Raw genomic sequence first — 23,964 nt, forward strand, 5'->3', positions numbered from 1 at the left:
ACGCGGCGATGGACTTCTTCGGTGCCCAGGAGCGCGCAAGGCGACTCACCGCCTGGTTGGTCGTGCTGCTGATCGTGGCAGTACTCGGTATGATCGCCGCCGCCGTTGCGGTGATCGCGCTTGCCATGGTGCTGATCGACGGCGGCCAGCCGGGGGGCGATCCGTTGGCCCGTGCGCTCGATCCGTTGCTGATCTGCGGTGTCGCCTTTGGCGTGCTGTTAGTGGTCGGGGCGGGAAGCCTGGCGCGACACCTACAACTGCGCTCCGGCGGTTCAGCGGTGGCCGAGGCGTTGGGCGGCCGAGTGATCAACGCCGCCACACGCGATCCCGACGAGCGTAGGCTGCTCAACGTGGTAGAGGAGATGGCCATTGCCTCGGGGCTGCCGGTGCCGTCGACCTACCTGCTCGACGAGCCCGGCATCAACGCCTTCGCCGCCGGCCATACGCCGCAGGACGCCGCGATCGGCGTGACACGCGGGGCGGTTCGTTGCCTGACACGGGATGAGCTGCAGGGGGTGATCGCCCATGAGTTCAGCCATGTGCTGCATGGCGACATGCGGCTCAACATGCGCTTGGTCGCGCTGCTCTATGGCATTCTGGTGATTGGGCTCGTGGGGCGCATGCTGCTGCGGGGCACGGCGGCGCGGCGCATGACGCGTGGCTCGCGCCAGAACAACGGCCAGATCGTGCTGCTGGGGGCTGGCCTGGCGTTGATGCTGGTGGGCTTCGTCGGCACCGTGTGTGGCAACCTGATCAAGGCGGCGGTAAGCCGCCAGCGTGAATTTCTAGCCGATGCCAGCGCGGTGCAGTACACCCGCAACCCGGCGGGGTTGGCAGATGCGCTGAAGCGTGTCGCGGCCCATGCCCATGGCTCCGAACTACGTGCCAGCCGTGCCGAGGAATTCAGCCACCTCTACTTCAGTCGAGGCCTGCCGGGCCTACGCGGCCTTACCGCTACCCATCCGCCGCTTGCCACTCGCATCCGTCGCCTCGATCCCGCTTGGGATGGACACCTGCCTGAGCCGAGCATCGAGCGCGAGCCCGGGACCGTTGCCGCAGCCGGCCTCGAAGAGCCGGCGGATCAGGCTCGGGCTGCCGCGCCGGCCGCTGGCATGGCCCCGCTGTTGGCGATGAGCGTGGCACGGCGGGTCGGTGAGCCGAATAATGAGGATCTACAGCAGGCCCGACGGGTATTGGCTGGCATCGATCCCATATTGCTCGAGGCCGCTCACGATCCCTACGCGGCGCGTGCAGTCGTGTACGGCATCCTCATGGGCGCCGAGCCGAGCAGCCGGGCACGGCAGCACGAGGCCCTGGTCCATGCCGCCGTACCGGAAGTGCTGGTGGAACTGGATCGCCTCGCCGAGCCTCTTGCCGCGGTCCGGCCGGGCCAGCGGCTGGCGCTGATCGAGCTCTGCCTGCCCATGTTGCGGCAACTGTCGGTCGCCCAGTATGCCCGTTTCCGCGACTGTCTCGAGCGGCTGATGAGGGCCGAAGACGACCCCGGTGCCCTGCAATGGGCTTTGCACCGCCTGGTCATCAGTGGTAGCGAAGGCGTCGTGCCGCGGCGTGGGAATCAGCATCTGGCACAGGTCGAGGGCGCGGTCGTCTGTCTGCTGTCGAGTCTGGCGCTGGCGGGGAACTGCGATGAAACGAAGGCTGCAGCGGCATTTCGCCAGGCGGCCGATACGCTGGGCCTGTCCGTGGCCTTCGCTCCTCGGCCAGCTGCGCCCGGGGATCTCGACGAGGCCCTGAAGCATTGTCGTCAGTTGGCCGCAGCGGAGCGCCCCAGGCTACTTGATGCCATGGCACGCTGTGTGTCCTATGACGGTCGTGTCCATCCGCAGGAAGCCGAGCTGTTGCGAGCCGTGGCCTGGGCGCTCGACTGCCCCTTGCCGATGAGCGCCACGGATTGAAGAGGAGCTCATCCCCCTGAGACCGGAGCGGGATCGTTTTCCGCCTTTGCTGTCCAAGGGGGAGAGACTTGCCCGGCGGCTTGCAGCGACCGTCGGGCTCTGCTGGAATAGAGCCCTTTTGCTGGTCTCATATGGATGGGAGAAAGCCGATGGCCAAGACACCCTGGATCCCTGCCGCCGTAGCGCTGACCCTTGCCCTGGGATTGGCGGGCTGCGGAGAAAGTGACGAGGAGGCTGCCGCTCCGACTGAGGCCGACGCGCCTGTTACGGAAGCCGAACCTGGGCTAGAGGCGAACGATGAAGAGCCCACCACACCGCCTCCGGCGGCGGAAGAGGAAGCCGATACTGCCGATGAATCGCTGCCTGCCGTGCCGGAAGAGGAAACGACGCTAGAGCCAGGTGAGGAGATCGAAGCCGATACCGACACCCTGGGTGAATCACCCGTCGATACGCTGGAGGAGGGCGGCGCACTGCCTGGTGAGCCTACTCGCTCCGATATCGATGCCATTCTCGAAGATACCGAGCGACGCTTCGAAGAAGCGCAGCGTCAGATCGACCAGCAGTTCGAGGAAGTGGAGAGGGATTCGCCGGTTCTCGAGCCAATGGAGAGTGGCGCCGATTTCGAGCCGTCGCTCGAGCCGATGGAAGACAGCGGGGCTGGTACGACCTCGGACATCGAACGAGAGGCGGAACGAACCGGCGAGGTCACTCAGTCCGATGTCGATGCCTGGCTTGAAGAGACCGAACGCCGTTTCGAGGAGGCACAGCGTCAGCTCGATGAGCAATTCCGTGAAGCGGAGCAGAGCGATTCGAGACGCGACTCATCGCGGCTCGTGAACGAGAATGAGTAAATGCCAACTCATGAAAAAGGCCCACCTTGAAGGTGGGCCTTTCGTCTGACTAGCTGGCCCCGTTTACGTTGCCAGGCCAGACACCAAGTCTTCCGAGCCGAGGCGTTGCCTCAGTTGGAAACCCGGATGTTGGAGGCCTGAAGGCCTTTCTTGCCCTGGGTCACGTCGAAGGTAACCTTCTGACCGTCCTGCAGGGTCTTGAAGCCTTCAGCCTGAATCTCGGAGAAATGCGCGAACAGGTCATCACCACCGTCGTCCGGAGAGATGAAGCCGTAGCCCTTGGTATCGTTGAACCACTTGACAGTGCCAGTTGCCATTGTCGATTTTCCTTACTTACTGATTGATCGTGCTGGGCACTCGGCAATACCGGAGCCCGAAGTGCGTGGGCAAGAGACGAAAAGTGCGCTTCGGGTGTATCGAAAACTCGACATACTACGGACGACTTTCCACTTCCAGGCCAACGCAGCGGAGCATCCGGTGAAGCAGGTTGCAATCTGCAGTGAGTTCCCACTCCCACCATGCCATCCGCTCAATCCACTGTAGATAGAAAAATTCCAAGCGTCCAGAGATTCCGTTGCCTTACCTTGGCCGTGCTTCATGCCACAATTGGCACGAACCAGGCCTCTATTGGGCGGAGCCCATGCCTGGCCACTGTGCCTCGTCATCTACCCAGTACCGGAGTCCTCTGTATGCTGGACGCACAAATCTGGCCCTTCCTGATTGCCATCACGCTGCTGTCGATGAGCCCGGGAGTCGACACGTTGCTGGTCATTCGCAATACCGCTCGCGGGGGAGTGCGTGATGGCGTGCTCACCAGCCTGGCGATCTGCTGCGGCCTGTTCGTACATGCCACGATCTCGGCGCTGGGCATCTCGCTGATCCTGCTGCAATCGGCCTGGGCATTCAGCACGCTCAAGCTGGCGGGGGCGGCCTACCTGATATGGCTGGGTATCAATGGTCTGCTGGCCGCCCAGCGCGGCAGTGCCCTGCCGCTGGGGGCCGTGCAGGGCGGGCGCCAGGCCGTGCCGGTATGGCGCCCGCTGCGCGAGGGGCTGCTCTCCAATGTGCTCAACCCCAAGACGGTAGTGTTCTACATGGCCTTCCTGCCGCAGTTCATCGCACCGACGGACCCTGCGCTGCTCAAGTCGCTGTGGCTTGCCGGGGTGCACTTCGTCATCGCCAACCTGTGGCAGATCGCCATCGTGTTCATGGTCGGCAGTGCGGGGCACTGGCTCGGCAGTCGCTTCTTCGCCCGCGCGCTGAACGGGACGACAGGCGCGGTACTGATCCTATTCGGCATTAGGCTGGCGCTGGAGCGCCAGCCTGCCTGAGCCGAAGGTGAGTGTCAGTTCCTGGCGAGCAGCGAAGCATCGTAGCGCACCGTCTTCTCCGCCTGGCTGAGCATCGATACGCCTTCGCTGCTGCCGCCGTTGGCCAGACTCTCGAAGATCACCCGATAGGAGAGCACCGCCTGTACGTAGTCGCGGGTTTCACGGAAGGGAATCGACTCGACGAATAGGTCGAACTCCTCGGGGGCATCGCGCAGCCAGCGGTCCACCCTGCCGGGGCCGGCGTTGTAGGCCGCCGTCGCTGCCAGGCGGTTGCCCCGGTAGCGGTTGGTCATGTCGCGAATGTAGGTGCTGCCAAGACGGATGTTGAGCTCAGGGTCCAGCACGCCATAAGGGCCGGGGTCGCTGATACCCAACTGGCGACTGAGCAGCGTAGCGGTACCCGGCATGATCTGCATCAGACCGCGGGCACCGGCCGGCGATAATGCCGAGGGATTGTAAGCACTCTCACGCCGAGCGATGCCCATCAGCAGGTAAGGATCGACTCCGGTCTGCTGTCCCCAATGCAGGAATTGCTCGCGATAGGCTTCGGGGAAACGCCAGTCGAGGGCGTCCCATAGCTGGGCGGTAATGGTGGTTTGTACCAGGCGGGCATGCCAGCCGCGCCGTGCGGCGTAGTCGGCCAAGGCTCGCACTTCACGCGGCGATGCCGCGGCCACCGCATGTAGCCACTCGCTATTGGCCAGGCCATCCTCGCCGATGCGCAGCAATGCCTCGGTGCGCTGCACGGCAGGCCACTGCGCCACCTGGTCGCGGAAGTCAGCGTTGAAGCTGCTGCGCTCCAGGTTCAGGGAATAGGGCCGGCCGATACGATCGGCAGCGGCGAAGCCGAAGAAGTTGCGCCCTTGGGCGGCCCGTGCATAGGCCACCTCGGCACGCTCCTGATCGCCAAGCTGCTCATGAGCGCGTGCCTTCCAGTATTGCCAGCGGCTGTCGTCGCGGGACTCCTCGGGCAATAGTTCGCTCCAGCGTAGCACGTCGTTCCAGTTGCGCTGGGCCAGAGCGTGGCGGATGCGAAGCTCGAGAACACGAGTAGTGCCGATTCGCGGCAGTGCCTCGTCGACCCAGCCCATGTTGTGCTCTATGCCGCGCACCAGTGAATAGAAGGCAAGATCCTCTTCGATGGCGTGGCGGTGGCTTTCCTCGATCGGCAGGTGCGCAGCGATCTTGCGCCATGCCTCCATGGCGGCTTCCGTATCGGCACGGATGAAGCCGTGCATGGCGGCAACGAAGAGCGGCCCGCTGCCGTGGCATTCGGGACCGATGCAGGTGGGAATGCGAGTAATGTCGGCATAGCTGCGCTGTAACCGCTCCACGGCGTCGCGGCCTTCTTGCCAGCGGCTACCAAGCAGTCGGCCCAGGTAGCTGACCAGTCCGGTTTCGCCCTGCTCCCAGGCCAGCATCTTGCGTTCCCAAATATCGAACTCACTGATCTCGCCGCTGGCGCGCAGTTGGTCGAACAGGGTGTCGCAGGCTGAGGGCTGGGAACTGCCGACATGCCACAGGGCGCGCCCCCCTTCGGCAGCGGCCTGCGGGTCGCTGCCGAGCAGCGCCGTGTAGTAATGGCACTGGCGCTCGGTGCCGCTTGGTTCGCCATCGGCTACGGCGAGCAGGCTGCCGTAGCGGCCGGCGGCACCATAGCGGCTGATCGCCTGGCCGCGCATCCAGTCGGCGACGGGAGCACCGCGATGGCGTTCGATGAACTCCAGAATCTGGCCCGGCTCGGCCTGGGGAAGGCGGCTGCGCAGCCGATGATATTCGACGTAACCCTCCAGCACGTGGCCGCTGATGGCAGCCTCGTCGATACGTTGCCACTGCTGATTGCGCGCGGCTTCGAGTGCCGTACGCATGGCGCTGTCGCGGGGCTGGGCATGCGCGGTGACGGAAACGCTCAGGGCGGCTACGGCGAGCCAGCTCGTCGCGCGGCGAAAAAATAAGAAATGGCGCATGTTGACGGTCTCCGGAAGGCGGTGACGAACCCACTGTATCCTCGCTTATTGGGGCCGTCTTGAGTAGACCGTCGTGACGTTTTCTCGCTGCGTCAACGGCATTTCCTCTCGTGGGTAGTGGCCGTGCGACGCTTGTTTCCCAACCGGGCTCGGACTAGTCTAGAAACTTGATCAAACGCTTGTTGGAGGGTGGGGTGAACGAACGCGAGGAGCTGCAGAAGGGGGCTGTCGTGGCAGGCCGAAGTCCCGACAGCTGGCGGGCCGGCCTGAGCCGTTTCGTCACTATCATTCCACACACCCGCAACCTCGGGCTCGAGGTCGAAGAGGCCAGTCCGCCCTGGGTACGCATGCGCCTGCCGTGGCGAGACGAACTGCTGGGCGACGTCGATCACGGTCTGGTGCATGGCGGCGTGCTGACCATGCTGCTGGATACCGTGTGCGGCTCGGCGGTGCTGTGTGGACTGCCGTCGCCGGAGGTCTGCCCCACGCTCGATCTGCGGGTCGATCACTATCGCCCGGCCTTGGCCGGCCAGCCGATCATGGCCGAGGCTCGCGTGCTGCGCGTGACCGGCGCCATGGTCTTCACCGAGGGGACGCTGTGGCAGGACCCGCAGCGTCCCATCGCCCGCGGCATCGGTAACTTCGTTCGGCTCGGGCCGCGCAATACGCCGCCGGGCTTTGCCGAAGCGCTGTTTGGGGAGGCCGACCATGCCTGAAGGATTCCACGACGTGGCCTGGCTGGCCAGGACCCGTGACCAGGGAGACGTGAGTGCCTGGCTCGAGCGACTTCCCTATGCGCGTCATATCGGCGTTTCGGCGTCGCGGGATGCCGCCGGCGATGGCCTGGTGTTCCGTCTCGAACCGCACGAGCACAATGTCGGCAACATCCTGCTGCCGGCCCTGCACGGTGGCGTGGTGGCGGCTTTCATGGAGACCGCCGGCACTCTTGACCTGATGTTTTCGGCACGCGAGCCGCGGCTGCCGCGCATCGTCGACTTTTCCATCGATTACCTGCGCACGGCCCGGGTCGTACCCACCTACGCACGCTGCCAGCTCCTTCGCGAGGGACGGCGCTTGGCCAACGTCCAGGTCACGGCTTGGCAGGAAGCCGAGGATCAGCCGGTGGCCACGGCCCGCCTGCACTTGGTGTTGGCAGCGCCGGAGCCAAGCGACGCTTGAAAAGCGGGATGTGAACCCCATATCGCTGAACAGTTCTGAAACGGCGGTGCGTCGCGCGCCGCTGCGGGTTCAAGCCATGAGGTAAGCGATCCATGTCCACTACTGCTCACGAGGAAACCCTCGGCTTCCAGACCGAGGTGAAACAGCTGCTGCACCTGATGATCCACTCCCTGTACTCCAACCGGGAGATCTTCCTGCGCGAGCTGATTTCCAATGCCGCCGACGCCTGCGACAAGCTGCGTTACGCGGCGCTCGACAACGATGCGCTGTATGAGGGTGACAGCGAGCTGCGCATCGAGATCGAGCACGATGAGAAAGCGCGTACGGTGACCGTACGCGACAATGGCATCGGTATGAGCCGTGAGGAGGTGATCAAGAACCTCGGCACCATCGCCCGTAGCGGCACCGCCGAGTTCCTCAAGCAGCTCTCGGGCGAGCAGCAGAAGGACGCGCGGCTGATCGGCCAGTTCGGCGTAGGCTTCTATTCCAGCTTCATCGTTGCCGATGAAGTCACGGTGCGTACCCGCAAGGCGGGCAGCGACAAGGGCGAGGGTGTCGAGTGGCGTTCCAAGGGCGAGGGCGAATTCACCGTCGCCGATCTCGAGCGCGAGATGCACGGTACCGAGATCGTCCTGCACCTGAAGAAAGACGCTAAGGAGTTTGCCGACGACTTCCGCCTGAAGAGCCTGGTGCGCAAGTACTCCGATCATATCGAGGTGCCGGTGCGCATGCCCAAGGTCGAAACCGCCAAGGACGACGAGGGCAAGGAGATAGAGGGCAGCGAGGTCACCACTTGGGAGACCGTCAACGAGGCCACGGCGCTGTGGGTGCGACCCAAGGGCGAGATCTCCGACGACGAGTACAAGGCCTTCTACAAGCACGTGGCTCACGACTTCGCCGATCCGCTGACCTGGAGCCACAACAAGGTCGAGGGCAAGCTCGAGTACACCAGCCTGCTCTACGTGCCGGGACGTGCGCCCTTCGATCTCTATGAGCGCGATGGCTCCCGCGGCGTGAAGCTCTACGTCCAGCGCGTCTTCATCATGGACGATGCCGAGCAGTTCCTGCCGCTCTACCTGCGCTTCGTCAAGGGTGTGCTCGATACCCGTGAGCTGTCGCTCAATGTCTCCCGCGAGTTGCTGCAGCAGGATCCCAAGGTCGAGAAGATCAAGAGTGCGCTGACCAAGCGTGCGCTCGACATGCTCAAGAAGCTGGCCAAGGACCAGGAGGCCTACCAGACCTTCTGGAACACTTTTGGCAGCGTGCTGAAAGAGGGCCCCGCGGAGGACTTCGCCAATCGCGAGAAGATCGCCGCTCTGCTGCGCTTCTCCAGCACCCATACCGACAGCGCCACTCAGGACCAGTCGCTGGCCGACTACGTCGCGCGCATGAAGGAGGGCCAGGAGAAGATCTACTACATCGTTGCCGACGGCTTCAACGCGGCGAAATCGAGCCCGCACCTGGAGATCTTCCGCAAGAAGGGCATCGAGGTGCTGCTGCTGCACGATCGCATCGACGAGTGGTTGATGAGCCACCTGCACGAATTCGAGGGCAAGCGCTTCGTCGACGTGGCCAAGGGCGAGCTCGACCTCGGCGAGATCGAGGGCGAGGAGGAGAAGAAGGCCCAGGAGGAGACTGCCAAGGCCAAGGAGGATCTGATCAAGCGGGTCAAGGAGGCGCTAGGCGATGCCGTGCAGGAGGTCAAGGTGACCCATCGGTTGACTGACTCACCGGCCTGCGTGGTGCTGCCTGAGCACGAGATGGGCTACCAGATGCGCCGCATCATGGAAGCGGCGGGCCAGAAGATGCCCGAAGTCAAGCCGATCCTCGAACTCAACCCGACCCATGCCCTGGTGGAACGACTCGAGGCCGCCGAGGGTGAGCGCTTCGGCGATCTGGCCCGGGTGCTGCTCGACCAGGCGATCATCGCAGAGGGCGGTCATCTCGACGACCCGGCCGCCTACGTACGCCGCCTCAACACCCTGTTGATCGCCTGACATAGGCTGATGACATAGCACTTTTGGCCGCTTTCGGGCGGCCTCTTCGTATCTATTCGCGTCTTCTTGTCCTCTCTTGACGTAAACGTCAGCAAGCTTTTTTTTCGATATTTCAGCTGGATAGTATTTCCCACGAGCCGGTAGGAAAGGGCTGCACTGCTGTTGTGCATCGCAGTAGGGTCAGGTATGAATAGTTGGATTGCCTAGCCAGAAAGTTCAATAACCATAAAGGGAGATCCAACGTGAAGATTGGTGCACCCAAGGAGCTCGCCAAGGGAGAAGCGCGTGTCGCGCTGACCCCCGACAGTGCGCAGTTCATCCAGAAGCTTGGACACGAGTGCTTGATCGAAACCGGAGCTGGCATCGCCGCCGGCTTCGACGACGAGGCCTATCGCGACGCCGGCGTCACGGTGGTGGAGAGCGCCGAGGCGCTGTGGCGCGAGGCAGAGGTGGTGATCAAGGTTCGCGAGCCGAGCGAGGCGGAGGCCGAGTGGCTGCGCGCGGACCAGACGCTGATCAGCTTCTTCTGGCCGGCCCAGAACGAGGCGCTGCTGGAGAAGTGTCGGGCCAAGGGCGCGACCGTCGTTGCCATGGACATGGTGCCGCGAATTTCGCGAGCCCAGAAGATGGACGCGCTCTCCTCCATGGCCAACATCGCCGGCTACCGTGCGGTGATCGAGGCGGGCAACCAGTTCGGCCGCTTCTTCACCGGCCAGGTCACCGCTGCCGGCAAGGTGCCGCCGGCCAAGGTGCTGGTCATCGGCGCCGGTGTGGCCGGCCTTGCCGCCATTGGCACCGCCACTAGCCTCGGTGCCGTGGTGCGTGCCTTCGACGTGCGCCCGGAAGTGGCCGAGCAGATCGAGTCCATGGGCGCCGAGTTCCTGTTCCTCGATTTCGAAGAGTCACAGGACGGTTCCGGCACTGGCGGCTATGCCGCGCCCTCCAGCCCCGAGTTTCGCGAGAAGCAGCTGGCGTTGTTCCGCGAGCAGGCACCCGAAGTCGATATCGTCATCACCACCGCCCTGATTCCGGGGCGACCGGCGCCCAAGCTGTGGCTCGAGGACATGGTCAAGGCGATGAAGCCGGGCTCGGTGGTCGTCGACTTGGCCGCCGAGAAGGGCGGCAACTGCGATCTCACCGTGCCGGATGAACGCGTGGTGACCGACAACGGCGTCGTGGTGGTTGGCTATACCGATTTCCCTTCGCGCATGGCGACCCAGGCTTCGTTGCTGTACGCCACCAATATCCGTCACATGCTCACCGATCTGACGCCCGAGAAGGACGGCGCGATCAAGCACGACATGGAAGACGACGTGATCCGTGGGGCCACCGTCACCCATCAGAGCGAGGTCACCTTCCCTCCGCCGCCGCCCAAGGTCAAGGCGATTGCCGCGGCGAAACCCAAGCCCAAGGAGAAGGAGCCCACCCCGGAGGAGAAGCGTGCCGCCGAGCTGGCCACCTTCAAGACCCAGACCAAGCGTCAGGTCACCTTGCTGGCCGTGGGCGGGGCGCTGATGCTGCTGCTCGGCCAGATCGCACCGGCCTCGTTCATGCAGCACTTCATCGTCTTCGTGCTGGCCTGCTTCGTCGGCTTCCAGGTCATTTGGAACGTCAGCCACTCGCTGCATACGCCCTTGATGGCGGTCACCAATGCCATTTCCGGCATCATCATCCTCGGCGCCGTGCTGCAGATCGGTTCGGGGAATTGGCTCGTCGTGCTGATGGCGGCCATCTCGGTGCTGATCGCGACCATCAATATCGTGGGGGGCTTCCTGGTCACCCGTCGTATGTTGGCCATGTTCCAGAAGTCCTGAGCGGCGGAGACAAGTCATGTTGGCACAAGGTTTCGTATCGGCCGCGGCGATCGCGGCGAGTGTTCTCTTCGTGCTTTCCCTGGGTGGGCTGAGCAATCAGGAGAAGGCCAAGCGGGCGGTCTGGTATGGCATCGTCGGCATGGCCGTAGCGGTGCTGTTTACCGCCTTCGGCCCGGGGATCGGCAACTACTGGCTGATGATTCCGATGGTTGCGATCGGTTCGGTCGTCGGGTGGCATGTGGCCAAGCGCGTGGCCATGACCGAGATGCCCCAACTGGTGGCGGCACTGCACAGCTTTGTCGGCCTGGCGGCGGTGTTCGTGGCCTGGAACGCCGATCTGGAGCGGCGCCGGGTGCTGGCTGCCCAGGCGATGGGCGCCACGGCGGAGCAGTTCTCCGCCTTTGCTGCCCTGGTGGCCACCAAGGCACCGGATGAACTTACCTTCCTGCAGCTCGAGGTCGTGTTCGCCATCTTCATCGGCGCGGTGACCTTCACCGGCTCGGTGATTGCCTTCGGTAAGCTGGCCGGCAAGGTCGACGGCAAGCCGCACAAGCTGCCCGGCGGGCACCTGCTCAACGCCGGGGCCGCAGCGCTCTGTCTGCTGCTGGCGGTGCTCTACCTCAACGGCGCGGGCTTCTGGACGCTGCTGCTGCTTGCGGCACTGTCGTTCTTCATCGGCTGGCACTTGATCATGGGTATCGGCGGCGCCGACATGCCGGTAGTGGTATCGATGCTCAACAGCTACTCGGGCTGGGCCGCGGCAGCCATCGGCTTCACGCTGTCGAACGATCTGCTGATCGTCACCGGTGCCCTGGTAGGCTCCTCGGGTGCGATTCTCTCCTATATCATGTGCAAGGCGATGAACCGCAATTTCGTCAGCGTCATTCTCGGTGGTTTCGGCGGCACCCAGGGGCCCGCCGCAGAAATCGAGGGCGAGCAAGTGGCAATCGATGCGGCAGGGGTGGCCAGCGCGCTCAACAATGCCGACAGCGTGGTCATCGTGCCGGGCTACGGCATGGCGGTTGCCCAGGCCCAGAACGCCGTGAGCGAGCTGACGCGCAAGCTGCGTGCCGCGGGCAAGCAGGTACGCTTCGCTATCCACCCGGTGGCCGGTCGCCTGCCAGGCCACATGAACGTGCTGCTGGCCGAGGCCAAGGTGCCCTACGACATCGTGCTGGAGATGGACGAGATCAACGATGATTTCCCCAAGACCGACGTGACCATCGTCATCGGCTCCAACGACATCGTCAACCCGGCTGCCCAAGAGGATCCCAACAGCCCCATCACCGGCATGCCGGTGCTGGAAGTATGGAAATCCTCGGTGGTGTTCGTGTGCAAGCGCGGCCAGGGCACGGGCTACTCGGGCATCGAGAACCCGCTGTTCTACAAGGAGAACACCCGCATGTTCTATGGCGACGCACGCGAAAGCATCGACTCGCTGTTGTCGCTGATCGACTGAGCCAGGTGCGGCGCCCTGAGGCGTCCACTCCAAACACATGCCCCCTGACGGGGGCATTTTTCGTTACACTCTGGTCGATTCCTCCTGTTTCCATCGATCGACTCACGGGGCAGACATGTCAGACGATCCCATGCGGGTGGCAGTTCTGGGGGGCGGCAGCTTTGGTACGGCACTGGCCAGCATCGCCGCCGACAACGGGGCCAAGGTGTGCCAGTGGCTGCGTGACCCCGAGCTGGCGGCGCAGATCAACCGCGAACACTGCAACCTGCGCTATTTGCCGGACTATGCCATCAACCCGGCAGTGCGTGCTTCCAGCAACATACAGGAGGTGCTCGAGGGGGCCGAGCTGGTGCTGGTGGCGATTCCCTCCAAGGCCTTTCGCGACGTGGTACGCCAGGCCCGGCCCTGGCTGCATGCGGAGCAGATCCTGGTGAGCACCACCAAGGGCATCCAGGAGGAGGGCTTCAAGCTGATGAGCCAGATCCTCGAGGAGGAGACGGGGTTTTCTCATATCGGCGTCATCTCCGGGCCGAATCTGGCCACCGAGATCGCCCAGAAGCAGCTCACAGCCACTGTGATTGCCAGCGACGATGCGCTGACACGTACCCGGGTCCAGCAGGCGCTGGGCTGCGACTACTTTCGCGTCTACGCCAGTAATGACCGCTATGGCGTCGAACTGGGCGGGGCGCTGAAGAACATTTACGCCATCGCTGCCGGCATGGCTGCGGCACTGGGCATGGGCGAGAACACCCGCAGTATGCTGATGACCCGGGCTCTGGCCGAGATGGGGCGTTTTGCCGTGAGCTTGGGGGCCAACCCCATGACCTTCCTCGGGCTGGCTGGAGTGGGTGATCTGATCGTGACTTGCTCCTCGCAGCTGTCGCGCAACTACCGGGTCGGCTATGCGCTTGGCCAGGGCAAGAGTCTCGATGCAGCGGTCGAGACACTGGGCCAGGTTGCCGAGGGGGTCAATACCATCCGCCTGGTGCGCGACAAGGCACGTGCGGAGGGGGGCTACATGCCACTGGCCGAAGGACTTTATCAGGTGCTCTTCGAGGGCGTGCCGGCACGGGAGATGGCACGCATGCTGATGCGCGGCGAACAGAGCAGCGATGTCGAGTTCGTGCTGCCGCGCGAGGACGTGCGGCGGGCTCACCGCCGGGTCGAAGCGGGCGAGGGCAAGTCATGACGGGACGACTCTACATCATGCGACACGGCGAGGCGGCGCCGGGCTATCCGGACAGCGAGCGCGAACTGACCGCTCGCGGCCGCGGTGAAGCCGAGCGCATGGCGCGCTGGCTGGGAGCGCGGGTGGCGAAAGGCGCGCGTCTCTACGTGAGCCCCTACGTGAGGGCGCGCCAGACGGCACTGCCGCTGGCCGAGGCGCTGGGCGCAGAGCCTGAAGTCCTGCCCATCATCACGCCGGACGACGCGCCAGAGGCGGTTTGCGTATGGCTGCTCGCCAATGCCGACGAGGCTCCCATCGTGCTGGTCAGCCATATGCCGCTGGTTGGGCTGCTCACCGGGCTGCTGGTGGAAGGGCGCGGCGACCACGGGCTCGCCTTTCCCACCGCTGCCGTGGTCGAGCTCGACAGCACGGTGTGGGCGGCGGGCTGTGCACGACTGCATCGCTTCACCACGCCTGCCGACTTGCGCTAGCTGGCAGCTAGATCCAGCCGACCACTTTCAGGGCAAACACGCCAACGGTAATGGTCAGGCTGGCCATCAGCGTAGTCAGGGCGATGATATTGGCCGAGAGCGTGGCATTACCTCCCATCGCCTTGACCATCACGAAGCTGGCTGCGGCCGTGGGGCTGGCGAAGAACAGGAACAGCACGCCCAGCTCGCGTCCTTCGAATCCGATCAGCCAGGCCGCCAGGGTAGCCAGTAGCGGCAGCGTGACCATCTTCATCAGGCTGGCACCCATGGCCAACTCGCCCGATGCCCGGATCGAGCCCAGCGACAGCGTGGCACCGATGCAGATCAGGGCCAGGGGCAGGGTCAGCGAAGCGAAGTACTGTCCCGAGGTCATCAGCCAGCCGGGCAGGCGCAGCTCCAGCGCCGCCACCGGCACGGCGGCCACCACGGAGAGGATCAACGGATTGCGTGCGATATGTTTGGCAATGCTGTGCCAGTCGGCACTCCGACCCTCCTGGTAGGTGGCCAGGACGATGACCGAGAAGGCGTTGTAGGTGAGGATTACCACACCCAGCAGTAGCCCGCCGGAGGAGAGCCCGTAGTCGCCGTACATGCCGGCGGCCAGCGCCAGGCCGACGATCCCGCAATTGCCACGAAAGGCCCCTTGCACGTAGACGCCGCGCTCGGCGTAGGGCACGCGCAGGATGGCCCAACCCCAGACGAGCAGGAAGCTGGCCAGGGTGGCCAGGGCGAAGAAACCGAGCAAGGCGGGATTGAGCGTGGTGTCCAGGTCGGCCTTGATGATGCTGAGAAAGATCAGCGTCGGCATGGTAGCCTTGAAGACCAGGCTCGAGGCAGTGGCGATGAAGGCTTGGTCGATCCAGCCCAGGCGCTTCAACCCTTGGCCAATGAAGACCATGGCGAACACCGGCAGGGTGATTTCGAGAGTGGCGAAGAAGAGTTCGTACAAGCCCATGTCAGCGTGCCAGCCACAGGCCAACGAGGATGGCGGCAGTCACGGTGATCCAAAACAGGCGGTTGCGCGCGCGGGTATCGCGCCGGGGAGGACGGGGCATGGCTGACTCCAGAATAAAACGGACGACATGGGCCGGAGGTCGACTTGGCGAGATAGAGTAAACCCGTTAGCCTGCTATCGCCACTGGCGACTCGCCAGAACCGCTACTGGATCCCGTCATGAACGACCCTGCTACTCACTCGCGTCCGCGACTGGTCTTCGCCCATGCCAACGGTTTTCCCGGCATGAGCTACCGCAGCCTGCTCGCTCCGCTGCACGAGCGCTTCGACATACATCCGGTCGATCGTCTCGGGCACCATCCCGACTACCCCGTGGGTACCAACTGGCTGGCGCTGCGCGACGAGCTGCTCGAACATGTGCTGGCCGGCGATGGCCCAGTCGTCGGGGTGGGACACTCCATGGGCGGTGTACTGATGGCCATGGCGGCGGAGCATGCCCCCGAGAGCTTCCGTTGCGTGGTGATGCTCGACCCGCCATTGATGCTGGGCCTCGATGCCTGGAGCATGAAGGTCGCCAAGCGCTTCGGCTTCGTCGACCGGGTCACGCCGGCCGGCAAGAGCAAGGGGCGTCGTGCTTCCTGGCCCGACCGCGAGGCCATGGCCAATCATTTGCGCCGCCGCGGGCTGTTTCGGCGCTTCACGCCGGATGCCCTGCACGACTACGTCGAGGGTGGCACCCGACTGCGCGACGACGGTGTTGCCGAGCTGATCTACGATCCGGCCATCGAGACCGAGATCTTCCGCAATCTTCCCGATCACCTCGGACGCCTGCCCCGACGGCTGAAGATTCCCTTTGCCGTGCTGGCCGGCAGCGACTCCGATCTGATCACCCCCAAGCGGCGCCAGCGTCTGGCCGCCCAGGGCATTCCGCTGGCCATGGTGCCGGGTACCCACATGTTTCCCATGGAGCACCCAGAAGAGACCCGCCAGGCGCTGCTGACGATGCTCGACGAATTGCTGGAGGGCGAGGCATGAGCGAGGCGCAGCCGCTGATCTTGGCCGAGGGCCGCCTGGCGGCGCTAGCCTGGGGCGACGAGGCGGCACCGACCTGGCTGGCGCTGCACGGCTGGCTGGACAACGCGGCCAGCTTCTCGCGCTTGGCGCCAATGCTCGTGGCGCGGCTCGGTATCCGCATCGTGGCGCTGGACTTCTCCGGCCATGGCCATTCGTCCCATCGCGAGGGCGACTATGCCCTGTGGGACTATTGCCACGATCTGCTCGATGCCGCCGACGGACTGGGCCTGGAGCGGGTGTCGTTGCTGGCGCACTCGATGGGAGCCGGGGTGGCCTGCCTGACCGCGGCGGCACTCCCTGAGCGGGTCGAGCGGCTAGTCCTCATCGACGGCCTGGGAGCCGTGACCACTCCAATCAACGAGAGTACAGCCCAACTGCGCAAGGGATTACGCGCGGCCAGACGTCCGCGTTCAGCGGCCCCACGCTATCCTGATAGCAGGACCGCCATTGCCGCACGTGTGGCGGGAGGCGTGACGCCGATCGACACGGCAACGGCCACGCCGCTCGTCGAGCGCAACTTGGTGAGAGAGCCCGATGGCCATGTGCGGCTGCGCACCGACGGCAGGCTACTGTGGCCATCGCCGATGCGGCTGAGCCCCGAGCAGGCGCTGGCGTTGCTAGGGGCAATCCAGGCGCCGGCCCTGCTGGTCGAGGGTGAGGGCGGCATCCTCGGCGAGCGCGACATGGCCCGGGCGGCGCGAGCGGCGGTGTCGCATCTGGCGCGCCGGGTATTGCCAGGCGGGCACCATCTGCATCTCGAGCCCGGCAGTGTATCCTGCGTGGCAGAGACGATCGAGGCGTGGCTGGCCTCGGCGGAGTAGGCAGAGGCTGGAGGGCGCGATGAGCAACGGGGCGGCGGAGGGAATGGGCAAGCAAGTGGCGCTGACGCTGGGCAGCGGCGGTGCGCGCGGCTATGCCCACATCGGCGTGATCGAAGTGCTCGAGGCGCGCGGCTACGAGATCGTCGCCATCTCGGGTTGCTCGATGGGATCGGTCATCGCTGGCGTCTACGCTGCGGGGCAGCTCGAGGCCTACCGTGATTGGGTCTGCCAGCTCGACTACTTCGACGTGCTCAAGCTGGTCGACGTCACCTGGAGCCCGATGGGGGCGATGCGCGCCAGTAAGGTAATGAGCAAGCTCGAGGAACTGGTGGGCGACATTCTGATCGAGGACCTGCCGATTCCGTTGACCACGGTAGCCACCGACCTGGTGCGTCAGCGCGAGGTGTGGTTCCAGTCGGGACCGCTGCTGCGGGCGATTCGTGCCTCCATTGCCATTCCGGGCGTTATCACTCCAATGCATATCGGCGACAACACCTTGGTCGATGGTGGCCTGCTCAATCCGCTGCCGATCACGCCAACCGTTTCGGCCCATGCCGACATGATGCTGGCAGTCAACGTGACTGCCCACAGCGCCCGGCCGGTGGCGCTCGAAGACCTGCTGCCCGCCGAAGAGCAGGCTGAAAACGAAGCTGAGGCGGAGGCCGCGGCGCGCAAGTGGATGGATGTACGCGGTGCGACCCGCTGGCTGTTCGAAGGCCTCGGGGGGGCCGATCTCGGCGAGACCGAGACCACTGGCAAAGGCGGGCGTGCCGCCACCGGACGACGCGCCTGGGGGCGGCTGGACATGATCCTGGCTTCCTTCGACATCACCCAGGCCTCCTTAGCCAAGTACAAGGTGGCAGGCTATCCACCCGACGTGCTGATCGAGGTGCCCAAGACGGTGTGCGGTGCCTTCGAGTTCCATCGGGCCGAAGCGTTGGTTCGCCTGGGGCGCCACCTGGCCATGGAGGCCCTGGACCGCTACGAAGGGCGCAGCCGCAGCGGCGATGGCGGCAGCGGCGGCATGATCGTCGAGCCGCCGCAGATGCCGGCCGATAGTGAGTCGGGAGGAGGGAGCTAGAGGGCCTGTCCGCGACGCCGCAACAGCACATAGATGGCCCCGGTGCCGCCATCGCTCTCGCGGGCAGAGCAGAAGGCCAGCACCGTGGGCCACTCACGCAGCCAGGCATTGACGTGGCTCTTGATCACCGGGTAATCCGCCGTGCTACCCCACGCCTTGCCATGGACCACCAGCACGCAGCGCATATGGCTGCCGACTGCCTCCTTGAGAAAGCTCTCGAGTTCGAGGCGCGCCTCGTCGAGGCTGTAGCCATGCAGATCGAGGCCTGCCTCCCAGGCGATCTGGCCGCGTTTGAGCTGACTGCGGGTGCGGTAGGGCAGGTCGGGCAGGGCGAAGTCGAGATATTCGGAAGGGCGAACCGGCTCCACGCGGCCATCGCTGGTGTGGCTGGCGCTTTCCGCCGTGTCGGCTGCCACTGCCGCAGCGCGACGTTCCGCCGCCGCCGGGTCGCGACGCTTGGGCCGCCCCGGGTCGGCGCGGTTGACCTTGATACGGTGCACGCCGGCCTCACGCAGTGCCCGGCGAAAGGCATTGGTATCGTCGTCTTCGTCGTCGGGTGGGCGGCGTTGGCTCATGAGCGCTCGTATGGTGTCGTCGAGCGGCCCAGTATAGCGGCCTGAGCGTGGCTGTGAACCGCCTGCCGCCGCGGGTACAATCTAGCCATCGACCTACAACGACCCGGCAGGACCTTTCGTGGCCAATTCCATCGTTTCCCGCTCGACCCTCACCCTGGACGACGAGGCGCTGTGTCGTGATCTCGTCACCCTGCGCGATTTCCTGCGCTGGGCGGCCAGTGAATTTCACCTGGCCGGACTGTTTCACGGCCACGGCACCGATTCTCCCTGGGACGAAGCCGTTGCCCTGACGCTGGGCGCGCTGCATCTGCCCTGGAACGTCGACCCGGGAGTGCTCGAAGCCAGGCTGCTGCCTATGGAGCGTGCGCGCATCGTCGGCCTGGTGCGCGAGCGTATCTCTTCACGCCGGCCGCTGCCCTACCTGCTCGGGGAGGCGTTCTATGCCGGCTTCCCATTCGACGTCGACGAGCGCGTGCTGATTCCACGCTCACCCATCGCCGAACTGATCGAGACCGGCTTTGCCGCTTGGTTTCCCGAAGAGCCGCCCGCCAGGGTGCTCGACCTGTGCACCGGTTCGGGCTGCATCGGTATCGCCACCGCGCTCTACCTGCCGACCTGTGAGGTCGACCTCTCCGACGTCAGCGCCGATGCCCTGGCGGTCGCCAAGCAGAACATCCAGCGTCACGATGTCGGCGCGCGGGTGCGGGCGGTGCTCTCGGATCTGTTCGAAGGATTGGCTGGACAGCGCTACGACCTGATCGTCTCCAACCCGCCCTACGTGGATGCCCGTGATCTCGCCATCATGCCCGCCGAGTATCGCCACGAGCCCGAGCTGGCCTTGGGGGCCGGGGCCGATGGGCTCGACATCGTGCGGCGTATCCTGCGCGAGGCGCGTGATTACCTCAGCGACGACGGCGTGCTGATCGTCGAGGTCGGCAACTCCGACCGTCACCTGGAGGCGGCCTTTCCCGAGGTGCCCTTCCTGTGGCTCGACTTCGAGCGCGGCGGCCAGGGCGTGTTCGCCCTCACCGCCGCGGAACTCGACGCCCATGCGGCGTCCTTCGCCTGATCCACACCCAAGATATCGGGAGGCACGTCCATGTCCGGCAATACCTTCGGCAAACTGTTCACCGTCACCACCTTCGGCGAGAGCCACGGCCCGGCGTTAGGCGCCATCGTCGACGGCTGCCCGCCGGGGCTGCCGCTCAGCGAAGCCGACCTGCAGCGCGACCTGGATCGCCGCCGCCCCGGCACCTCGCGGCATACCACCCAGCGCCGTGAGCCCGACCAGGTGCGCATCCTTTCCGGTGTGTTCGAAGGCGTGACCACCGGCACCGCCATCGGTCTGTTGATCGAGAATACCGACCAGCGCTCCAAGGACTACGGCAACATCAAGGACCAGTTCCGTCCCGCCCACGCAGACTACACCTACCACCACAAATACGGGGTCCGCGACTATCGCGGCGGTGGCCGCTCCAGCGCGCGGGAAACCGCCATGCGGGTGGCCGCCGGCGCCATTGCCAAGAAATTCCTGGCGACCCAGGGCATCACCGTGCGTGGCTACATGAGTCAGCTCGGTCCGCTCGAGATCGCCTTCAAGCAGTGGGAGGCCGTGAACGAGAACCTCTTCTTCTGCCCCGATCCCGAGCGCGTGCCAGAGCTCGAGGCATTCATGGACCAACTGCGCCGCGACCAGGATTCGGTGGGGGCAAAGATCACCGTGGTTGCCGAAGGGCTGCCCCCGGGCTTGGGCGAGCCGGTCTTCGACCGTCTGGATGCCGACCTGGCCCATGGCCTGATGAGCATCAATGCGGTGAAGGGCGTGGAGATCGGTGACGGCTTCGCCGCGGTGGCGAGCCGTGGCAGCGAGCACCGTGACGAGATGACACCGCAAGGCTTTCTCTCCAACCATGCCGGTGGCGTGCTCGGCGGCATCTCCTCCGGGCAGCCGCTGATCGCCCACCTGGCGCTCAAGCCCACCTCCAGCATCACTATCCCCGGACGCAGCATCGACATCCACGGTAACCCGGTCGAAGTGGTGACCAAGGGGCGTCACGACCCCTGCGTGGGTATTCGCGCCACGCCGATCGCCGAGGCGATGATGGCACTAACACTGATGGACCACCTTCTGCGTCATCGGGCGCAGAATGCCGCGGTGAGAGTCGAAACGCCGGTCTTGCGTTGAGGAGTCTGGCCCCGGCGCGCGTTGCGCCTGGTGCCGGGTTGCTACACTGAGGGAATACTCAAGCAGGTGATGCCATGAAGATTAACGTCGAGTTCGACTTGACCCCCGAGGAGTTTCGTCGTGCCCTCGGTCTGCCGGATGTCGAGGCCTTCCAGCAGGATCTGCTGAACCGGATCCAGAAGCAGATGGAGTCCGGCGTCGAAGGCTACGATCCCATGAGCCTGATGAAACCCTTCCTGCAACAAGGTCTCACTCAGGACATGAGCCAAGGGCTCTCCCAGGGGCTGGCCAGCTTCGGCACCTACCAGCAGATGATGCTCGACATGCTGCGCCAGGCGGGAAGTGCCATGGACAAGGCGCGTGAGCCTGGCGAGACCGGTGAGCCGGAGGCTCCGTCAAAGCCGACAGGCAAGAGCGGGACGGCCAGTGCGCGGTCGCGCTCCCGGCGCTCGGAGTAGCCGTGACGTAATGGCGAGCCTCCTTGCTGAGTGAGGCTCTGCTTGCAGTGGAAGGGTATTGCAGCGAGAGCCCTGCCGGGCTACGCTTTGTGCGGTGCAGCATAGGTGCCGTGCCACGCACTATCGGCTTGTGTGGCAAATAGGGAAGGGCGCTGGTCGAGTTGCCTCGAAAGGTGCTGCCCCCGCATGTTTCCGGTCCACAGGAGGTTACCCCCATGCAGGACAAGATGCTCGACGAATTCAACCAGCAGACACGGCGCTTTTTCGAACCCATGCGCAAGCTGAACTCGCTGATGCTCGGCAACATGGAGAAGATGACCGAGTATCAGCTCGAAGCGATGAAGCGTTATAGCCAGATGGGCACCGAGCGCATGCGCAGCGCTTCCGAGATTCGCGACGTCCAGGATCTGCAGGCCTTTGGGGCCAAGCAGGCTGAGATGATGAACGAACTCTCGCATCAGATGATGGAAGACGCCCAGGCCCTCGGCGAGATGAGCCAGCAGTTCCGCACCGAGCTGGAGCAGCTCTTCGGCGAAGTCAGCCAGGAGCTGACCGAGCGGACCCAACAGACCCAGCAGACCCAGCAGACCCAGCAACAGGCCGAAGCGAGCGCCAAGCCGGCCGCATCGAGCAAGTCCAACGCTCCGGCCAAGGCTAGCAGCCAGGCATCTCGCAAGAGCTGAGGCCGCGTGCCTCTGCGAGTGATGGCGGTTCGCCTCCACGGATCGATGTGCGTTTCGTGGAGGCGGGCCGGCAACACTCGCACCGAATCTAAGAAGAGGGGCTGAAAAACAGGAGAGGGCGATGCAGTCAGGGGATGCGGTTTCCTCCCAGGTCGAACTGGAGGAGTGGAACGAACAGCTTCAAAAACTGGGCCAGCACTACCAGGCATTGATGCAGGAACTGTTGCAACGCATGGCGCCCGACACGGCCGCCGACTCCATCCAGGCCGACATGCGTGATGCCTTTCGGGCGGGCGCCGAGTCACTGATGAGCAATCCACAGCTGCTGTGGCAGACCCAGGCGCGCCTTCTTCAGGATCAGTTCCAGCTTTGGCAACAGGGCCTGAAGGCGCTTGGCGGTGAACTGGACGAGCCGTTGATTGCTCCGCCCAAGAGCGATCGTCGTTTCCAGGATCCGGCCTGGCAGCAGGAGCCGTTCTACCGTGCCATCTTGCAGCAGTACCTGCTGTTTTCGAACGCGGTCGAGGAACTGGTCGAGCAGTTGGAGGGGTTGCCCGAGCGGCAGAAGCGCAACCTGGCGTTCTATGCTCGCCAAATGGTCAACGCCATGGCGCCGACCAACTTCGTCACTACCAACCCCGAAGTGATACGGCGTACCCTGGAGACCAAGGGACAGAACCTGATCGAGGGGCTTGCCCAACTGCGTCGTGACCTGGCCAACTCCTCCGATGGTCTCAACGTGGCCATGACCGACCGCAGCGCGTTCGAAATCGGACGCAACATCGCCGTGACTCCCGGCTATGTGGTCCATGAGAACGAGCTGATCCAGCTGATCCAGTACACGCCGACCACCGAGACGGTATTCAAGACCCCGCTGCTGATCGTGCCGCCGTGGATCAACAAGTACTATATTCTCGACCTGCGTCAGGACAACTCGTTGGTCAAGTGGCTGGTGGACCAGGGTCACACCGTCTTCCTGATCTCGTGGCGCAACCCGGGACCCGCGCAGCGCGACCTGACCTGGGCCGACTACATGCAGTTGGGGCCCATCGACGCGCTGGCGGCCATCGAGCAGGCCTGCGGCGAGAAGTCGGTCAACCTGCTCGGCTACTGCATCGGTGGCACCCTGGCCGCCTCCACCGTGGCTTACCTCACCAGCACCCGGCGCGGACGTAAGGTCAAGTCGGTTACCTACATGGCCACGCTACAGGACTTTCGTGACCCGGGAGAGCTGGGTGTGCTGCTCAGCGAGCCGATCCTGCAAGGGATCGAGGCGCGCATGGAGCAGGATGGCTACCTGGATGGCCGTTCCATGGCCTACACCTTCAATCTGCTGCGCGAGAACGACCTGTTCTGGTCGTTCTATGTCAGCAACTACCTGAAGGGGGAGAACCCGGCGCCGTTCGACCTGCTCTACTGGAACACCGATGGCACCAACCTGCCTGCCGGTACCCACGGTTGGTACCTGCGCCACATGTACCTGGAGAATCGCCTGGTGGAGCCGGGCGGTATCGAACTCGACGGCGTCAAGATCGACCTGCGCAAGATCTCCGTGCCGAGCTATTTCATTTCCACCCGCGAGGATCACATCGCCAAGTGGAACAGCACCTACTACGGTGCGCTGCTGCCCAAAGGACCGGTCACCTTCGTGCTGGGCGGTTCCGGCCATATCGCCGGTATCGTCAACCCGCCGGCACGCAACAAGTACGGCTACTGGACCAACGGCACGCTGCCTGACGATCACGAAGCGTGGCTTGCCGGGGCGGAGTTCCACGAAGGCTCCTGGTGGCCGCATTGGCAGCAGTGGATGACCGAGGGCGGTTACGCCGATACCGGTAAGAGGGTGCCGGCTCGTCAGCCGGGCGAGGGTGAGCTCAAGCTGCTCGAGGAGGCGCCAGGGCGTTACGTGCGCATGACCATTCCCGAGGTGCTGGGCGAAGCCTGAGCCGCGCGGCGATCA

At 64.6% G+C, this 23,964-nt stretch carries 22 protein-coding genes; 18 read left to right on the forward strand and 4 right to left on the reverse strand.

The features are described from left to right. The first annotated feature begins 8 nt into the window (after positions 1-8). A complete protein-coding gene (locus HOP51_RS10935; RefSeq protein ID WP_234273938.1) occupies positions 9-1,916 on the forward strand; it encodes a M48 family metallopeptidase in 1,908 nt (635 codons plus the stop codon). 149 nt (positions 1,917-2,065) lie between these two features. Then, positions 2,066-2,767, forward strand: coding sequence for a hypothetical protein (locus HOP51_RS10940; protein WP_234273939.1), 702 nt, complete (start codon positions 2,066-2,068; stop codon positions 2,765-2,767). A gap of 110 nt (positions 2,768-2,877) precedes the next feature. Here the strand turns inward: HOP51_RS10940 and HOP51_RS10945 are convergent, their stop codons facing one another. After that, positions 2,878-3,084: a cold-shock protein gene (locus HOP51_RS10945; RefSeq protein WP_111413787.1), complete on the reverse strand. Its 207-nt coding sequence runs from the start codon at positions 3,082-3,084 to the stop codon at positions 2,878-2,880. Between the two features lie 372 nt (positions 3,085-3,456). On the opposite strand from HOP51_RS10945, the gene HOP51_RS10950 reads away from it, so the two are divergent. Next, entirely contained in the window at positions 3,457-4,098 is a 642-nt protein-coding gene (locus HOP51_RS10950) for a LysE family translocator (protein WP_234273940.1), read from the forward strand. Between the two features lie 14 nt (positions 4,099-4,112). Here HOP51_RS10950 and HOP51_RS10955 read toward each other — a convergent pair whose 3' ends face one another. Next, complete coding sequence (locus tag HOP51_RS10955) at positions 4,113-6,065, reverse strand: transglycosylase SLT domain-containing protein (protein WP_234273941.1); 1,953 nt, start codon at positions 6,063-6,065, stop codon at positions 4,113-4,115. Positions 6,066-6,259: 194 nt separating this feature from the next. On the opposite strand from HOP51_RS10955, the gene HOP51_RS10960 reads away from it, so the two are divergent. The 7 genes from HOP51_RS10960 to sixA all read left to right on the forward strand — a co-directional run bounded on the left by HOP51_RS10960 (position 6,260) and on the right by sixA (position 14,173). Next, the gene (locus tag HOP51_RS10960; protein ID WP_234273942.1) at positions 6,260-6,781 is read left to right on the forward strand and encodes a PaaI family thioesterase; all 522 of its coding nucleotides are present in this window, start codon (positions 6,260-6,262) and stop codon (positions 6,779-6,781) included. Next, positions 6,774-7,244 (forward strand): PaaI family thioesterase, encoded by a 471-nt coding sequence (locus tag HOP51_RS10965; protein ID WP_234273943.1) that lies wholly within the window; start codon positions 6,774-6,776, stop codon positions 7,242-7,244. Before HOP51_RS10960 ends, HOP51_RS10965 begins: the two co-directional genes overlap by 8 nt. Positions 7,245-7,336: 92 nt before the next feature. Beyond that, a complete protein-coding gene (htpG, locus tag HOP51_RS10970) occupies positions 7,337-9,241 on the forward strand; it encodes a molecular chaperone HtpG (RefSeq protein WP_234273944.1) in 1,905 nt (634 codons plus the stop codon). Between the two features lie 242 nt (positions 9,242-9,483). Then, the gene (locus HOP51_RS10975; RefSeq protein WP_234273945.1) at positions 9,484-11,055 is read left to right on the forward strand and encodes a Re/Si-specific NAD(P)(+) transhydrogenase subunit alpha; all 1,572 of its coding nucleotides are present in this window, start codon (positions 9,484-9,486) and stop codon (positions 11,053-11,055) included. Positions 11,056-11,071: 16 nt separating this feature from the next. Next, positions 11,072-12,514: an NAD(P)(+) transhydrogenase (Re/Si-specific) subunit beta gene (locus tag HOP51_RS10980; protein WP_234273946.1), complete on the forward strand. Its 1,443-nt coding sequence runs from the start codon at positions 11,072-11,074 to the stop codon at positions 12,512-12,514. 115 nt (positions 12,515-12,629) lie between these two features. Then, positions 12,630-13,703, forward strand: coding sequence for an NAD(P)H-dependent glycerol-3-phosphate dehydrogenase (locus HOP51_RS10985; protein ID WP_234273947.1), 1,074 nt, complete (start codon positions 12,630-12,632; stop codon positions 13,701-13,703). Then, positions 13,700-14,173, forward strand: coding sequence for a phosphohistidine phosphatase SixA (gene sixA, locus HOP51_RS10990; protein WP_234273948.1), 474 nt, complete (start codon positions 13,700-13,702; stop codon positions 14,171-14,173). The genes HOP51_RS10985 and sixA overlap by 4 nt, the downstream gene beginning before the upstream one ends. Before the next feature lie 7 nt (positions 14,174-14,180). Here sixA and HOP51_RS10995 read toward each other — a convergent pair whose 3' ends face one another. Next, a complete protein-coding gene (locus HOP51_RS10995) occupies positions 14,181-15,128 on the reverse strand; it encodes an AEC family transporter (protein ID WP_234273949.1) in 948 nt (315 codons plus the stop codon). Positions 15,129-15,346: 218 nt separating this feature from the next. Between HOP51_RS10995 and HOP51_RS11000 the strand changes: the two genes are divergently transcribed. From HOP51_RS11000 to HOP51_RS11010, 3 genes are read left to right on the forward strand one after another with little or no spacing between them, the layout of a single operon-like run. Then, entirely contained in the window at positions 15,347-16,162 is an 816-nt protein-coding gene (locus HOP51_RS11000) for an alpha/beta fold hydrolase (protein ID WP_234273950.1), read from the forward strand. Next, on the forward strand, positions 16,159-17,022 hold the full coding sequence (locus HOP51_RS11005; RefSeq protein WP_234273951.1) for an alpha/beta hydrolase: 864 nt from the start codon (positions 16,159-16,161) through the stop codon (positions 17,020-17,022). The genes HOP51_RS11000 and HOP51_RS11005 overlap by 4 nt, the downstream gene beginning before the upstream one ends. 19 nt (positions 17,023-17,041) lie before the next feature. Next, positions 17,042-18,103, forward strand: coding sequence for a patatin-like phospholipase family protein (locus HOP51_RS11010; RefSeq protein WP_234273952.1), 1,062 nt, complete (start codon positions 17,042-17,044; stop codon positions 18,101-18,103). Here the strand turns inward: HOP51_RS11010 and HOP51_RS11015 are convergent. Continuing rightward, positions 18,100-18,678 (reverse strand): Smr/MutS family protein, encoded by a 579-nt coding sequence (locus tag HOP51_RS11015; RefSeq protein WP_234273953.1) that lies wholly within the window; start codon positions 18,676-18,678, stop codon positions 18,100-18,102. The two genes, HOP51_RS11010 and HOP51_RS11015, sit on opposite strands and share 4 nt — an antisense overlap. Before the next feature lie 118 nt (positions 18,679-18,796). On the opposite strand from HOP51_RS11015, the gene prmB reads away from it, so the two are divergent. From prmB to phaC, 5 genes are all read left to right on the forward strand, one after another. Beyond that, positions 18,797-19,747, forward strand: coding sequence for a 50S ribosomal protein L3 N(5)-glutamine methyltransferase (gene prmB / locus HOP51_RS11020; RefSeq protein WP_234273954.1), 951 nt, complete (start codon positions 18,797-18,799; stop codon positions 19,745-19,747). Between the two features lie 30 nt (positions 19,748-19,777). After that, on the forward strand, positions 19,778-20,863 hold the full coding sequence (gene aroC / locus HOP51_RS11025) for a chorismate synthase (RefSeq protein ID WP_234273955.1): 1,086 nt from the start codon (positions 19,778-19,780) through the stop codon (positions 20,861-20,863). A gap of 74 nt (positions 20,864-20,937) precedes the next feature. Further along, on the forward strand, positions 20,938-21,321 hold the full coding sequence (locus tag HOP51_RS11030; protein WP_234273956.1) for a DUF6489 family protein: 384 nt from the start codon (positions 20,938-20,940) through the stop codon (positions 21,319-21,321). A gap of 215 nt (positions 21,322-21,536) precedes the next feature. Continuing rightward, complete coding sequence (locus HOP51_RS11035) at positions 21,537-22,004, forward strand: phasin family protein (protein WP_234273957.1); 468 nt, start codon at positions 21,537-21,539, stop codon at positions 22,002-22,004. Positions 22,005-22,125: 121 nt separating this feature from the next. After that, the gene (phaC, locus tag HOP51_RS11040; protein ID WP_234273958.1) at positions 22,126-23,949 is read left to right on the forward strand and encodes a class I poly(R)-hydroxyalkanoic acid synthase; all 1,824 of its coding nucleotides are present in this window, start codon (positions 22,126-22,128) and stop codon (positions 23,947-23,949) included. Positions 23,950-23,964 lie beyond the last annotated feature (15 nt).

It is taken from the genome of Billgrantia zhangzhouensis (assembly GCF_021404465.1).
Classification (GTDB): domain Bacteria; phylum Pseudomonadota; class Gammaproteobacteria; order Pseudomonadales; family Halomonadaceae; genus Halomonas; species Halomonas zhangzhouensis.